Genomic DNA, 12,880 nt, shown 5'->3' with positions numbered 1-12,880 from the left:
GCAAGGCGGTAAGGGCGAGCCGGCTAAGCCTTTACGTCGCCTTCGCAAAGGTCACGGAGGCTTTGAGGCCCGTACCGTCCGTGCCGGGCTCCAGCGTCAGCGCCGCATTGAAGAGGCCGGCAATCTCCTCGACGATCGGCAGGCCGAGCCCGGCGCCTGGCGCACCTGCATCGCTGCCACGGGAAAAACGCTGCCGGACGGCGGCCAGCTTATCGGACGGGATGCCTGGTCCGTTGTCTTCGACGTCGAGGCGGACAGTATCATCCGTCTCGGATATCCGAACCGTCACCTCTGCGCCCTTGCCGGCATAGGCGATGGCGTTTCCGGCGAGGTTGCGCAGCAGTTCGCCGATCAGCAGCGGCTCGGCGCGGACGAAAGCAGGGCGGTCACCGTCGAATCCGAGATCGATGCCCGCCTCGGCGGCGGCAGGGATGAGTTCGCCGGTGATCTCCTGCGCGATGGCCGTCAGGTCGATGGAGGAGGCCGTCAGCGCCTCCTTGGCCGTCGCCGCATCGATCTTCGCCATCAGCAGCAATTGGGCGAGGATTCGTTCGGCGTGGGCGACGGCCTGGTCGCCTTTCAGGGCGGAGCCTTGCGCTTCGGCCAAGGTGCCGGCGCGGGCCGATAGCGCGAGCTGCGTGCGGATGATCGCCAGCGGGGTGCGCAGCTGGTGGCTGGCGTTGCCGGTGAAGTTGCGAAGCGCATCGAGCGCCGACTCCAGACGCACCATGAAACCGTTTACCGTGTCGACCAGCGGCTGCACCTCGCTCGGTACCGACTGTTCGATCGGGTGGAGGTCGTCGGGACTGCGCTCACCGATCGCGTCGCGCAGCTTGTAGAGCGGGCGCAGCGCGACGGTGACGGCGATCCAGACGATGACGGCGGCTCCTGCGATCATCAACGAGAGGCGGAGCGCCGAGCGGAAGAGGATGGCGCGGGCAAGCTGGCGGCGGGCAATCGTGGTTTCCGCGACGGTAACGGCGAAGGGCACTGAGCGGATGCCTGTCGAGGCCGAACGCTTGAGCGTTGCGACGCGGATCGGCTCGCCGCGGAAGGTATCGTCAGCGAAGGCGGCATTGTCGCCCACGGTTTCGACAAGGACGGGAAGCGCCTGATAGCCGGTGATGAATTTTCCGGGCGGGCCGTCGACGCGGTAGAAGACGCGGTCCTGCGCGGCCGAGGTCAACATCTCCAGCGCGACATAGGGGATATCGACCTCGAGCGTGCCGTCTTCCGCAACGACGACGCGTTCTGCGATGGCAAGCGCGGAACCGGCCAGCACGCGATCCGATACGATGTTGGAGGTCTGCACGGCTTCGCGGTAGGTGTCGACCAGCGCGACTATGCCGATGATGGCGGTCGAGATCAGCAGCCAGAACAAGAGCCTTCGTCTGAGCGAATAGACCGTTGTCATGAGGCCTCGGGCAGCTTGTCGAGATAGTAGCCGATGCCGCGCGCGGTCTTCACCGTCAGGCCGTAGGGCGACAGGCGCTTCCTCAGACGGCTGACATACTGCTCGATGGCATTGGCGGAAATGTCGTCGTCAAAAGCGGTCAGCGACTGGATGATCGCTTCCTTGGCGACGACCTTGCCGGCGCGCATGAAGAGGATTTCCAGAAGGCCGAGCTCGCGGGCGGGGATGTCCAATGGCGTCGAGCCGGCGGAGAAGGCGCGGGAGTTGAGATCAAGCGACACACCGCCGAAGCTGACCGTCGCCGAATGCAGACCGGCCTGCCGGCGTAGCAGAACGCGCACGCGCGCTTCGAATTCCGAAACATCGAAGGGCTTGATGAGGTAGTCGTCGGCGCCGAGATCGAGACCCTTGACGCGCTCTTCTGGCGCGCCGCGCGCTGTCAGGATGAGGACCGCCGACTGGTTCTGCCGGGCGCGCATGGCGCGCAGAACATCGAGGCCGTCCATCTCCGGCAGGTTCAGGTCGAGCACGACGAGATCGAAGTTCTCAGCTGCCGTCACGGCATTGGCAGAGGCGCCGTCATGCACGACATCGACGGCATGACCGGTGCCGCGCAGGATGGCCGAAAGCCCGTCGGCCAGCGCGATATTGTCCTCCACCAGTAGAATGCGCACGGATGTTCCCTTGGTTTTTGAAGAGGATACAGGCTGGTGCGGCCGATGTCACGAGGACGGGCGCGTCGAGTGATGGAGGAAAAACGTGCTTGAGCCGCCCCTTAGGTCATAGCCTATAAGGGGGCAATGGAGGCGCGATGACCGGACGAATCAACGAAAATCTCTGGCTGACGGCTGCCCAATGCGCCGAGCGGATGGGTCTGACGGTGCGGGCGCTGCGGCTCTACGAGGCGCGCGGTTTGATCAACCCGCGCCGGACCGGCAAGAACTGGCGGTTATACGGTCTTTCTGATATAGCGCGGTTGCATGAAATCCTGGCGCTGAAGCGCATGGGGCTAAGTCTCGCCCACATCACCCAATTGCTGGCGGGACGTGCGATCGATCTCGACCGGACGCTCGCCATGCAGCAGGCCGCCCTCGTCGCGTTACGCGAGAGGGCCGAGGAGGGGCTCGCCCTCATTCGGGCATCGCGGCAGCGCATTGCAGGCGGCGAGCCGATCTCCATCCACGACCTCATCAAGATAGCAAGAGAGACAGATATGAGCGACGATACCGCTGATGCCGTCGCATGGCGGCGCTACGAGCAGGCCCGCCCGCGCACCGAAGTGTCGCTCGATCCGGCCCTCTACACCCGCTATGTCGGCGCCTACCGGTTTCCGAACGGCGGCGTCATGACGATCTCAATGCGTGAGGGAGGGCTGGCGGCTCAGCTCACCGGTGAGGACGGGTTGGAGATCTATCCTGAAAAGGAGGATGTCTTTTTCTATCGTGTCGTGCCGGCGCAGCTAAGCTTCGCCCACGAGAATGGGGCTCCAGCCGAAAGCCTCATACTACATCAGAACGGCTACGAGCAGACGGCACGGCGCATCGGCGAGGGTCTGGCGCAGGAGATCGCCGCTGAACTTGAAAGTAGGATCAGGGGCAAGCGACCGGTCGCCGGCAGCGACGCCCTGTTGCTGAGCCTCATCGCCGAGGCTGCACGCGGCGAATACGATCTCAGCCGGATGACCGAGCCGCTCGCCGCCGCGACGCGCGAGCAGGCCCAGAAGATCAAGGCCGATCTCGAAAAGGCGGGTCCCTTGAAAGGCCATGTTTTCAAGGGTGTATCGCCGGAAGGATGGGACGTCTACGAGGTGGCTTTCGAAAACGAACTGATGGAATGGCGCTTCACTCTCGCCGACGATGGTCGGTTCAGCGGCGCGTGGATCCGCACGCTGCCCTAGGATCGCCTCGGTGCCTTGTGTCGCCTTCCACCCTCATGCATCCTAGGGGAATGAGGAGACTATCTTTACTTGCATGTCTGCTGCTCTGTCCCGGTCTGGCGACGGCCGACGAGGCGTTCTATCCCGCGCGTTCCGGCAATGCGGAAGCTCCGACACTGGTCGTTTACTCCTCGCTCGACGAGCCCTTGGCGCGGCCGATGATCCACGGGTTTCAAGAGGCGAACCCCGATGTGGCGGTCAAGTATGAGGACATGTTGACCGGGGAAATCTACGACCGCATCGTGCGCGAGACCGATGCCGGCAAGCGCACGGCCGATTTCGCTTTCTCCTCGGCGATGGACCTGCAGGTGAAGCTTTCCAACGACGGCTACGCGCAGGTGAGCAACCTGCCGATGAGCGCTCGCTGGCCCAAATGGGCCAACTGGCGCAATACCGCCTACGCGCTGACTTTCGAGCCGGCGGTCTTCGTTTACCACAAGCCGAGCTTCGCCAGTGAGCCGCCGCCGAGTTCGCGGGCCGAATTCGTCGATTACCTCAAGCGCAAAGGCGATGCGATCCACGGCCGGATCGGCACCTATGACATCGAGCGCTCCGGCGTCGGCTTCCTGTTCATGGCGCGCGACCAGGAGCAGTTCGGCGATATCTGGTCGGTCGTCGGCGCCATGGGGGCGGCCGGCGTCAAGCTCTATTCCACGAGCTCTGCCATTCTGGAGCGTGTTTCCGACGGACGCTTTGTGCTCGGCTACAACATCCTCGGCTCCTACGCCGCCGATTGGGCCAAGCGCCATCCCGATGTCGGGATCGTGCTGCCGAAGGACTATACGGTGGTCATGTCGCGCATCGGCCTCGTGCCGCAGGCGGCGGCCGACCCGGAACTCGGGCGACGTTACCTCACCTTCTTCATGTCCAAGGAGGGGCAGACGATCATGGCGCGCGAGCTGCAGATTCCTGCCGTCAGCCCCGAAGTCGCCGGCGAAAATACGGCCAACACGATGCAGGAGCTTCTGGGTGCGCAGTTGCGCCCCGTGCCTGTCAGCCCGGGATTGATGGTCTATCTGGATCAGGTCAAGCGTGCGAGACTGATCGCGCACTGGAACGAAGTGCTGCGCACGCAATAGGGAGTTCGTCGCGGAATGAGCTACCGGAACAGGCAGGGCCGCTGGGCGTTGGCCAGCAATTCCTGCTTGGTCGCGAAGGATCCGAAAAGCGCGAGGAGACGCTTCTCCTCTTCCTTGTCCAACCGGTGACGGCGCGCGAAGTCGCGCACGCTCCACACCTGTCGTAAGCCCTCATGTTCGATTTGCTTGGTATCGATGTGAGAACTCATGGGCCAATCCTCCTAGCCGTTCTTAACGCCCGGGCGGCGGACAAGTTCCATCGAGTTCGAAATTCTGCGATGTCCCCCGTCCAGTGCCAATTACGGCAAAAAAGTGTCACTATGGGGTGGATACTTAGCCGATGTCAGCTAAATGACAGCTTGTTGTGGTCCGCTTTGCAGAACTTCAGCTCCGTGGAGGCGGAGAGATGAAGTTTCGGGAGGAGCTTGCCAGCCATAACGGACCCTACGTCCGTCTGCAGTGTCCTTCCCGATTCCATCGAGAACAATGCGCGGTTTCTCAGCCGCGCCCACGGAGGGCACACTCGTGAAGCATACTCTTCTTGCAACCATTTTCGCAGTCGCGGTCGCGCTGCCGGCCTATGCCGCCGACTACACCATCATGGCGCCGGCCGCTCCCGGCGGCGGTTGGGACCAGACGGCCCGTTCGCTGCAGAGCGTTATGCAGAAGGAAGGCATTTCTGGCAACGTGCAGGTTCAAAACGTTCCGGGCGCCGGCGGCACCATCGGTCTCGCCCAGTTCAGCGGCCAGAACAGCGGCAACCCGAATGCGTTGATCGTCGGCGGCTACGTCATGGTTGGCGCGATCCTGACCAACAAGTCGCCGGTCACCCTCAAGGACGTCACGCCGATTGCCCGCCTCACCGGCGAATATGAGGCGATCGTCGTTCCGACCGCGTCCGACATCAAGACGATGGCCGATCTCGTTGCCAAGCTCAAGCAGGATCCGGGCTCGGTTTCCTGGGGCGGCGGTTCGGCAGGCGGCACCGACCATATCGCTGTCGGCCTGATCGCCAAGGCTGCCGGCGTCGACCCGACGAAGATCAACTATGTCGCCTTCTCCGGTGGTGGTGAGGCTCTGGCCGCTATTCTCGGCGGGCAGGTGACCGCAGGCATTTCCGGCTACGGTGAATTTGAATCGCAGGTGAAGGCTGGGCAGCTCCGGCTTCTGGCCGTTTCCAGCGACAAGCGCATCGAGGGCGTCGACGCGCCGACGCTCAAGGAATCGGGCCTCGATGTCGCTGTCGAGAACTGGCGCATGGTTGCCGCAGCGCCCGGCCTTTCGGCCGAGCAGACGGCTGCGATCACGGCCGATTTCGACAAGCTTTCGAAATCCGCTGGCTGGCAGGAAATCCTGAAGACCAAGGGCTGGGCCGACACCTACCTCGCCGGCGACGCCTTCAAGGCGCAGCTCGACAAGGACGTTTCGGCAACCGAAACCATCCTCAAAGAGATCGGACTTGTTCAATGAGCAGGGGTAACGAACCCTTGGCAACGAAGCGTCGCCCCGACTGGGCGGCGCTGGTCATCGCCATCTGTCTTTTCGCCGTCGCCGCCGTCATGCTCTGGGACGCATCGCACATGCGCGCTATCGCCCAGTATGACCGCATCGGCCCAGCAACCGCACCCAAGGTCGTGGCCTTCGGGCTGATTGGTCTCGGCATCTGGACGATCTTCGAAGCCTGGCGCAACGAGTTTCCGGAACGGGAACATCAGGAAGTTGCTCCCGTCATCTGGATTGTCGCCGGCCTTGCCGCGCAGATGCTGCTTCTCAAGACAGCAGGCTTTTCGATCGCAACCGGCATTCTCTTTGCGTTCACGGCGGCCGGCTTCGGACGTCGCAAACTCTGGATCTCGATCCCCGCGGGCATCGCCTTCAGCTTCGTCGTCTGGGTGATCTTCGCGAAGCTTTTGCAGCTGACCCTGCCTGCCGGGCCGTTCGAACGAATCTTCTTCTAGGATTGGATGCGATGAGCACCTTCGAATTCCTCTTCCAGGGTATCCTGGTCGCCATGCAGCCGATGAACCTGGTCTATGCGCTCGTCGGCGTTACGCTCGGCACTGCGGTCGGTGTGCTGCCGGGCATCGGCCCGGCGCTGACTGTGGCGCTTCTGCTTCCCGTCACCTACAAGCTGGACCCTGCCGGTTCGCTGATCATGTTCGCGGGCATCTATTACGGCGGCATGTATGGCGGCTCCACGACCTCTATTCTTCTCAACACGCCCGGTGAAAGCGCCTCGATCGTCACTGCGCTGGAGGGCAACAAGATGGCGCGGGCCGGCCGCGGCGGGCCAGCGCTGGCGACGGCGGCGATCGGTTCGTTCGTCGCCGGACTGATCGCAACGCTCGGCCTTGCTTTCATCGCGCCCTATATCGTCAAGCTTGCGCTGATTTTTGGACCGCGCGAATATTTCGCCCTCATGGTCCTCGCCTTCGTGACCGTCTCCTCGGCCTTCGGGGACTCCGCCTTGCGCGGCTTGACCTCGCTCTTCATCGGCTTTGCCCTTGCCATGGTCGGCATCGACCAGCAGACAGGACAGGCACGCCTTTCCTTCGGCGTTCCGGATCTGCTCGATGGCGTCGAGGTAACGACGCTTGCGGTCGCGATGTTTGCGATCGGCGAGACGCTCTATATCGCCGCTCAGGGCAATCGTGGCGAAGAGAAGGTCGAGGCCGTCAGGGGCTCGTTGTGGATGACGGCGCAGGATTGGTCACGCTCGTGGAAGGCTTGGCTGCGCGGCACGCTGATCGGCTTCCCGATCGGAGCTATGCCGGCCGGCGGCGCCGAGATCGGCACGTTCCTCTCCTACGCTACCGAAAAGCGTCTGGCGAAGAACCCGGAGGAATTCGGCCACGGTGCGATCGAAGGCGTTGCCGGTCCGGAGGCTGCGAACAATGCGTCTGCGGCCGGCACGCTGGTGCCGCTCTTGACGCTTGGCCTGCCGACGACGGCGACGGCAGCGATTATGCTCGCCGGCTTCCAGCAATATGGTCTGCAGCCCGGTCCGCTGTTGTTTGCGAACAACCCGCAGATCGTCTGGGGCCTGATCGCCAGCCTGCTGATCGCCAATGCGATGCTGCTGGTGCTCAACCTGCCGCTGATCGGCTTGTGGGTGCGTCTGCTGACGATCCCCAAGCCCTGGCTTTATGCCGGCATCCTGCTGTTTGCGACGCTCGGCACGATCGGCGCCAACCCCTCGGTGTTCGAGCTCGGCATGCTGCTCGCCTTCGGCGTTCTCGGCTACATCATGCGGCTCTTCGGCTACCCGATCGCGCCTGCCGTCGTCGGCCTCATCCTTGGTCCGCTGGCGGAGCAGCAATTGCGCCGCGCGCTGGCGATCAGCCAGGGCGACGTGACGACGCTGGTAATGTCGCCGATCGCCGCCGGCCTGCTGATCGTTGCCGCGGCGGCCTTCATCATTCCGCTGATTCTGCGGTTGCGCGGACGCGGCGAGGTTCTGTCGCAGCTTGCTGCGAACGAGGACTAGAAGAAAAAGACTGCCCAAACCCCTCCCTTGCGGCCGGCGATGGAAACATCCGCCGGCCTTTTCGTGCTACTGGGAAGACAGCTCCTGCCTGGCTTGAGGAGCAGCTCTTGCTTCGGGCCAGCGGAGCCGCTGACCGCGTGTTCTTGCATAGCAGGGCTGAATTTCCGTTGCTTGTGGCGAGACGCGCGCAGCCACACATGTGAGCGGTCAATCATAAAGCAAAGCGAGAAAGAAAATGTCCTTCCGTAAGTCCATTCGCGATGGTTTCCTTGGCCGCGCCTTTGCGGTGATCGGTGCTGCAAATGCTGTGAGCGCCACCATCGAAGCTGGCCGTCGCCCGAAGGCCCGCGATCTGCGCGAGCTCGGCATCGACCCGAGCATGTTCGGCAGAATCAACCATTAAACTCATCTGCGCGCTTCGGCGCGGTTTTGGCGGTCCGCCGATCGCCAGATACGAAACAGCCCGCAACCGGATGGTCGCGGGCTTTATTTTTGTCCTGCTGAAGCCGCACCGTCGGGTGTGGCTCATCAGGTTCAGGCGTGCAGTTCCTTGTGCGCCTGGGCGCGCTCTGCTGCCTGCTCCTTCTTGTTGTAGCGGATGGAAGACCACAGCGAGATGCCGATCAGGGCCGCGCCGCCAAGGCCGGTGATGACCTCGGGGATATGGAACATGGTCTGCACGTACATGATCACGGAGAGGATCAGGATCGCGTAGAAGGCGCCGTGCTCGAGATAGCGGTATTCGGCAAGCGTTCCCTTTTCGACAAGCATGATCGTCATTGAGCGCACGTACATGGCGCCGATGCCGAGGCCGATGGCGATGACGAAGAGGTTCTGCGTCAGCGCGAAGGCGCCGATGACGCCGTCGAAGGAGAAGCTGGCATCCAGCACTTCGAGATAGATGAAGGCGCCGAGGCCGCCTTTGGCGGCGGCGCTCATCGTCTGCTGCGAGGCATCGAGCAGGCCGCCGATCACCTCGACCGCGAGAAAGGTCAGCAGGCCGTAGATGGCGCAATGGACGAAGGTGCTGGCTTCTTCGTCGCCAAGGAAGGACGAGAAGATCAGGACCAGCGCCAGAACGAAGGCGATCTCGATGCCTTTGATCGTGGCGGAACGGGCCATGAGCTTTTCAAGCCCGGCGATCCAGTGGACGTCCTTCTCATGGTTGAAGAAGTAGTTGAGGCCGACCATCATCAGGAAGGTACCACCGAAGGCGGCGATCGGCAGGTGCGCGTCGTTCATGATGCGGGCATATTCGGCCGGCTCGCGGGCTGCGAGCACCAAGGCTTCCCAGGGGCCGATGTTGGCGGCGATGGCGACGATCGCGAGCGGGAAAACGATACGCATGCCGAAGACGGCGATGACGATACCCCAGGTGAGGAAGCGATGCTGCCAGGCCGGCGTCATCTCCTTCAGCTTGTTGGCATTGACGATGGCGTTGTCGAAGGAGAGCGAGATCTCCAGCACGGCGAGCACCGTGCAGACGAAGAAGACGGTCGCCATGCCGCCGATGGTGCCGGTGGCCTGCCAGCCGAGGGCTGCGCCCAAGATGAGACCGAGGAAGGTGACGATGAAGGCCCAGCGGAAATAGCCGAGCGTCGATTTCTGCGAGGAATTGTTGGTCATGGCCGCACCTCGCAGCCACGAGCCTTGTCGAACAGGGAATATGTGCGTGAAAAACGCGACATACCACAAAGGGCATGCGCGTGAGGCATGGTGAGCTTTTTCATCAATGAAAATCCGCCGGCTTAAGCTGCAGGCGGTACCGACATCACGAGAGCGCCGTAATAACTCTCGCCAGAGGGGCCCGGCACCAGGTTCACCCGTCGGCCGATGTCCGAGGCCGCGGGATAAGGCGAAGGTAGTGAACTTCCCACGCCAGTCAAGATCGGCGCGATGCGCTTTGTCTTTTCTTTGGAACCATCCGGCATCGCGGTCGTTAGTCCCTCGTTCACCAGTGTTATGCGCAATAAAAAGGAGGCCGACGAATGCACCCCTCGACCCACACTCCCGACAAACGGACGGAAAAATCCGACCGAATGAAGCGAGCGCGCCCCAACCGAATGCAGAAGGCGCAAGTGCTGCCTCCACATCAGGTCGATCTGACGCTGCCGCACGGCGTTTTCGACGACGTCCACGTTCCCGCCCACGTAACCGGCGGCGATCTTTCGAAGCGTGGGCCGAAACCGGCCGTGGAGGACGATTCCACGATCGCAAAGCCGGCCCGCTGACGCATCGGTGCTTGCAACCCTGACGTTTTTACTCGCGACAACCGGTGAGAAGGATGAAAACAACTTTGGTGCCGCACGACATTTACATGAAGCACGAGATCGAATGGCAAGCGCTTCGCACGGCCGCTGATATTCAGATCGATCCAAAAAGAATCGAGATCACGAATTCGCTGGACTCTCGTTGGGACCCGCCGACGCGCTTGAGGCCGGACACGGCGTCCCCTGCGGTGCGGCGATTGTAGATGCCGCTTCGTCAGGCGCTTCGCAGCATCATGGATCGTCACTCTGATGATCGGGATCGCTCGAACCGCGGTTCCACCTCCTGCAAGATGAATTATCCGCAAGTCGTAGCAACGGTGGCCAAGAACGCTACCGGTCAATAGCGGAGTGCAGCTTGCGCCGGAAAACCACCTGCTGGTCCGGATGGCGCAACCCCAACTCAGGGAAAATGTCAGCAACCTTTCGGAAAGGATTGCCCGGCGATAATCCGTGCGTTCACGGGAATCGGATAGATGGCAAAGACTGCGACCCGCCGCCGCAAATCATCGGCACGATCGAAGGGAAGGGGAGGTGGAAGCGCTCTGCCCTGGATAATCATCGGTGTCATCGCCGTTGGTGGCATTGCGATTTACGACAACTGGAAGAGCGTGAGGCCGATGTTGGCCGCGCACGCGCCGGCGTCCATCGTTTCCCGGCCGGCCTCGGTCGTGCGCAGCGAACCTGCACGCGATTCCAGCCCGAGGCAGACCGCCTCGATCACCGCGGCGCCGCGCATGGTACCACCTGCCGCCGTGCCGATTCCGGCCAAGGCGCCTGTCGTCCCGGAAAAAGCGATTCCGGTCTCCATCTCACCCGCGCAAGCGCAGACCGGCAAGGCCGCGTTTGGTTATTGCGGGCAGGGAGAGCACATCAACTGCGTCGCCGATGGAGGCACGTTCTGGTACAAGGGCGAGAAGATCGCCATTGCCGACGTCGTGAGCCCCGGCATCGAGACGGCTCGTTGCGACAACGAGAAGCGGCTTGGCTTTGCTGCCAAGCTGCGGCTCTTGAACATCCTGAACTCCGGATCCTTCTCGATGAACCCGGCCGGGCAGCCTGGCAAGGCCGGTGCGCCGCACGTCGTGTCGCGCGATGGCCTGTCGATCGGTATGCAGATGATCAACGAGGGCTTGGCCCGCAAACCCGGCGCGAATGGCGCCTGGTGTGCCTGAGCCTGGCCTGTACCAGCAAACGGTGGGCTACTTCTGCTTCGGCGCCTTGCCATTGGTGCGGAAGCTGCCGGCAAAGGCCGTGTCCTTGCTTTCGGCCGTGCATTCGATGGCAACCGGCTTGCCGCCGTACGGGTTCCCCATCGTGCAGGTGCCGGCAACTTTCACTTGACCGGTCATCTTCTGGCCGACGCCCGTCACCACCAGGTTGAGTGGCATGCGAGCATTGCCGTTGGAGGCGGGCTTGATGGCCGTACCATCGCCTTGAAAGCCCAGCATCTTGCCTCCCGAGGTGAAGATGAAGGTGACTTGGCCATTCACAAGCGTCACGCTTGCGAGTTCGCCTTCGCAACCCTTCGTCGCGTCGACCTTGCCAACGACGAGCTTGGCGCATTTGCCGGAAAGCGTTAGCGCTCCGGGGGCGCCGGGGAAGTTTTGCGGGGCTGCGTCCGCTGCTGTCGTCAGTGTTGCGGCGAGCAGCGAAGCGGCGGCCAAAGTTGCCAGTTTCATGTCTTTACCTCGTCGTATCTCGGCAGTGCTGTTGTATGGGCAGCGACTTGCCATTCTTCTGTGTTCGAAATTGGTCGATAGGCTCGACTTTCAATCTTGGCAATCGACCGCGTTTGCCGTGCGGTCATTCGGGCCAAGCAGACGGGGACATGCGGTGAAATGACGCTTGGTCGAAACCCATCGGGCGCGATAGCTACCTCTTGGCCTGGCAGCGAGACTGCCGGTTAAGCTAAGATGGAGGAAATGCGATGATCAGGAAAATCGCTCTGAGTGTTGCTATCCTGGCCTTCGGCGTCGCTCCGGCGCTCGCCGCAAGTAGCCACTATTATGTGGAACATGCTCCGAACAGCAACAAATGCAGCGTCGTGCCGAAGCGCCCTGACGGCAAGGCCGCTATGGCTGTCGGAAGCTCGCACAAGACGAAGGCGCTTGCCGAGGCGGCAATGAAATCGGCGGCTGCGTGCATGTAGCATGGGCTGCTGCTTGCGCACGAAAATCGGACGAAGCGCCCGCTGATTGGCGGGCGTTCTGCCAGGACCAGCGCGCATCGTTTACGGGTTGGTGTGTCTATCGCGCAAGCGGGGACTTCGGGGGTATGGCAGCCGATTTGTCGGTTCGCCAAAAACGAGTATAGTCGGCCTCCGGCCATGCTCATTCCGAGGGAGCGCGAAATGGGCGCTGCATCTGGTGCTGCCTTCAGTGCTGCAATTTTGGCGGCCACGCTCATGGTGCCGTCGACAGCCTTTTCTGCTGGGGCACTGAACGTCGATGCTCGCGCTCACACCTGCAGCCAAATCTCGCAGATTATCCGCCAAAACAAGAAGGTGTTCGTCCGCTCCGGCTTCGGCGGCAGCAGCTTTCGCTATCCACCCGCCAAGTGTGGGTTGGGCTATGCGCGCTCCACCGCCAATGTCCGGGATGCGATGGGAAAGCAGTGCGTGCTCGACTACGCCTGTGTTTACGACAGCGGATCCTTTTACAATAATCCGTAGCGTCGCAAGCGGAGGCGCGCCTC

The 12,880-nt window shown here is 62.4% G+C and carries 15 protein-coding genes; 10 read left to right on the top strand and 5 right to left on the bottom strand.

Translation table 11 applies throughout. The features are described 5' to 3' along the window. Positions 1-31 precede the first annotated feature (31 nt). On the bottom strand, positions 32-1,414 hold the full coding sequence (locus ACSQ9D_RS15670) for a sensor histidine kinase (RefSeq protein ID WP_436282966.1): 1,383 nt from the start codon (positions 1,412-1,414) through the stop codon (positions 32-34). Then, positions 1,411-2,088, bottom strand: a complete 678-nt coding sequence (locus ACSQ9D_RS15665; RefSeq protein WP_037119510.1) for a response regulator — start codon at positions 2,086-2,088, stop codon at positions 1,411-1,413. The genes ACSQ9D_RS15670 and ACSQ9D_RS15665 overlap by 4 nt, the downstream gene beginning before the upstream one ends. A gap of 137 nt (positions 2,089-2,225) precedes the next feature. On the opposite strand from ACSQ9D_RS15665, the gene ACSQ9D_RS15660 reads away from it, so the two are divergent. Next, positions 2,226-3,311, top strand: coding sequence for a MerR family transcriptional regulator (locus ACSQ9D_RS15660; protein WP_436282965.1), 1,086 nt, complete (start codon positions 2,226-2,228; stop codon positions 3,309-3,311). Positions 3,312-3,361: 50 nt separating this feature from the next. Continuing rightward, positions 3,362-4,429 carry an ABC transporter substrate-binding protein gene (locus ACSQ9D_RS15655; RefSeq protein ID WP_436282964.1) on the top strand — a complete coding sequence of 356 codons (1,068 nt, stop codon included), beginning with the start codon at positions 3,362-3,364 and terminating at the stop codon, positions 4,427-4,429. A gap of 20 nt (positions 4,430-4,449) precedes the next feature. On the opposite strand, the gene ACSQ9D_RS15650 is transcribed toward ACSQ9D_RS15655, so the two are convergent. After that, the gene (locus tag ACSQ9D_RS15650) at positions 4,450-4,638 is read right to left on the bottom strand and encodes a hypothetical protein (RefSeq protein WP_024315891.1); all 189 of its coding nucleotides are present in this window, start codon (positions 4,636-4,638) and stop codon (positions 4,450-4,452) included. 316 nt (positions 4,639-4,954) lie between these two features. Between ACSQ9D_RS15650 and ACSQ9D_RS15645 the strand changes: the two genes are divergently transcribed. The 4 genes from ACSQ9D_RS15645 to ACSQ9D_RS15630 all read left to right on the top strand — a co-directional run bounded on the left by ACSQ9D_RS15645 (position 4,955) and on the right by ACSQ9D_RS15630 (position 8,319). Further along, positions 4,955-5,899: a Bug family tripartite tricarboxylate transporter substrate binding protein gene (locus tag ACSQ9D_RS15645; protein WP_436282963.1), complete on the top strand. Its 945-nt coding sequence runs from the start codon at positions 4,955-4,957 to the stop codon at positions 5,897-5,899. Beyond that, positions 5,896-6,387, top strand: a complete 492-nt coding sequence (locus tag ACSQ9D_RS15640) for a tripartite tricarboxylate transporter TctB family protein (protein ID WP_024315893.1) — start codon at positions 5,896-5,898, stop codon at positions 6,385-6,387. Before ACSQ9D_RS15645 ends, ACSQ9D_RS15640 begins: the two co-directional genes overlap by 4 nt. 11 nt (positions 6,388-6,398) lie before the next feature. After that, positions 6,399-7,916: a tripartite tricarboxylate transporter permease gene (locus tag ACSQ9D_RS15635; RefSeq protein ID WP_436282962.1), complete on the top strand. Its 1,518-nt coding sequence runs from the start codon at positions 6,399-6,401 to the stop codon at positions 7,914-7,916. Positions 7,917-8,151: 235 nt separating this feature from the next. Beyond that, complete coding sequence (locus ACSQ9D_RS15630; protein ID WP_093041484.1) at positions 8,152-8,319, top strand: hypothetical protein; 168 nt, start codon at positions 8,152-8,154, stop codon at positions 8,317-8,319. 131 nt (positions 8,320-8,450) lie between these two features. Here ACSQ9D_RS15630 and ACSQ9D_RS15625 read toward each other — a convergent pair whose 3' ends face one another. Then, positions 8,451-9,542: a DUF475 domain-containing protein gene (locus tag ACSQ9D_RS15625; protein ID WP_436282961.1), complete on the bottom strand. Its 1,092-nt coding sequence runs from the start codon at positions 9,540-9,542 to the stop codon at positions 8,451-8,453. Positions 9,543-9,904: 362 nt separating this feature from the next. Here ACSQ9D_RS15625 and ACSQ9D_RS15620 point away from each other — a divergent pair, with 362 nt between their 5' ends. Further along, the gene (locus ACSQ9D_RS15620; RefSeq protein ID WP_436282960.1) at positions 9,905-10,147 is read left to right on the top strand and encodes a hypothetical protein; all 243 of its coding nucleotides are present in this window, start codon (positions 9,905-9,907) and stop codon (positions 10,145-10,147) included. 512 nt (positions 10,148-10,659) lie between these two features. Next, positions 10,660-11,358 carry a hypothetical protein gene (locus tag ACSQ9D_RS15615; RefSeq protein ID WP_436282959.1) on the top strand — a complete coding sequence of 233 codons (699 nt, stop codon included), beginning with the start codon at positions 10,660-10,662 and terminating at the stop codon, positions 11,356-11,358. Between the two features lie 27 nt (positions 11,359-11,385). On the opposite strand, the gene ACSQ9D_RS15610 is transcribed toward ACSQ9D_RS15615, so the two are convergent. After that, a complete protein-coding gene (locus ACSQ9D_RS15610) occupies positions 11,386-11,865 on the bottom strand; it encodes a hypothetical protein (protein WP_024315899.1) in 480 nt (159 codons plus the stop codon). A 248-nt stretch (positions 11,866-12,113) separates the two neighbouring features. On the opposite strand from ACSQ9D_RS15610, the gene ACSQ9D_RS15605 reads away from it, so the two are divergent. Then, positions 12,114-12,335 (top strand): hypothetical protein, encoded by a 222-nt coding sequence (locus ACSQ9D_RS15605; RefSeq protein WP_024315900.1) that lies wholly within the window; start codon positions 12,114-12,116, stop codon positions 12,333-12,335. Positions 12,336-12,536: 201 nt separating this feature from the next. After that, complete coding sequence (locus tag ACSQ9D_RS15600) at positions 12,537-12,857, top strand: hypothetical protein (protein WP_436282958.1); 321 nt, start codon at positions 12,537-12,539, stop codon at positions 12,855-12,857. Positions 12,858-12,880: the final 23 nt, after the last annotated feature.

The sequence above is a fragment of the Rhizobium sp. LjRoot258 genome (genome assembly GCF_964254185.1).
In the GTDB taxonomy this organism is placed as follows: domain Bacteria; phylum Pseudomonadota; class Alphaproteobacteria; order Rhizobiales; family Rhizobiaceae; genus Rhizobium.
Note: the sequence above shows the minus strand (reverse complement) of the source record. Positions and strands in the feature narration are given on the sequence as shown.

What these genes read in the sequence shown, in the direction of transcription:
- ACSQ9D_RS15670 (WP_436282966.1), bottom strand. Translation starts at nt 1,414, where the DNA reads ATGACAACGGTCTATTCGCTCAGACGAAGGCTCTTGTTCTGGCTGCTG.
- ACSQ9D_RS15660 (WP_436282965.1), top strand. Translation starts at nt 2,226, where the DNA reads ATGACCGGACGAATCAACGAAAATCTCTGGCTGACGGCTGCCCAATGC.
- ACSQ9D_RS15655 (WP_436282964.1), top strand. Translation starts at nt 3,362, where the DNA reads ATGAGGAGACTATCTTTACTTGCATGTCTGCTGCTCTGTCCCGGTCTG.
- ACSQ9D_RS15650 (WP_024315891.1), bottom strand. Translation starts at nt 4,638, where the DNA reads ATGAGTTCTCACATCGATACCAAGCAAATCGAACATGAGGGCTTACGA.
- ACSQ9D_RS15640 (WP_024315893.1), top strand. Translation starts at nt 5,896, where the DNA reads ATGAGCAGGGGTAACGAACCCTTGGCAACGAAGCGTCGCCCCGACTGG.
- ACSQ9D_RS15635 (WP_436282962.1), top strand. Translation starts at nt 6,399, where the DNA reads ATGAGCACCTTCGAATTCCTCTTCCAGGGTATCCTGGTCGCCATGCAG.
- ACSQ9D_RS15630 (WP_093041484.1), top strand. Translation starts at nt 8,152, where the DNA reads ATGTCCTTCCGTAAGTCCATTCGCGATGGTTTCCTTGGCCGCGCCTTT.
- ACSQ9D_RS15625 (WP_436282961.1), bottom strand. Translation starts at nt 9,542, where the DNA reads ATGACCAACAATTCCTCGCAGAAATCGACGCTCGGCTATTTCCGCTGG.
- ACSQ9D_RS15620 (WP_436282960.1), top strand. Translation starts at nt 9,905, where the DNA reads ATGCACCCCTCGACCCACACTCCCGACAAACGGACGGAAAAATCCGAC.
- ACSQ9D_RS15615 (WP_436282959.1), top strand. Translation starts at nt 10,660, where the DNA reads ATGGCAAAGACTGCGACCCGCCGCCGCAAATCATCGGCACGATCGAAG.
- ACSQ9D_RS15610 (WP_024315899.1), bottom strand. Translation starts at nt 11,865, where the DNA reads ATGAAACTGGCAACTTTGGCCGCCGCTTCGCTGCTCGCCGCAACACTG.
- ACSQ9D_RS15605 (WP_024315900.1), top strand. Translation starts at nt 12,114, where the DNA reads ATGATCAGGAAAATCGCTCTGAGTGTTGCTATCCTGGCCTTCGGCGTC.
- ACSQ9D_RS15600 (WP_436282958.1), top strand. Translation starts at nt 12,537, where the DNA reads ATGGGCGCTGCATCTGGTGCTGCCTTCAGTGCTGCAATTTTGGCGGCC.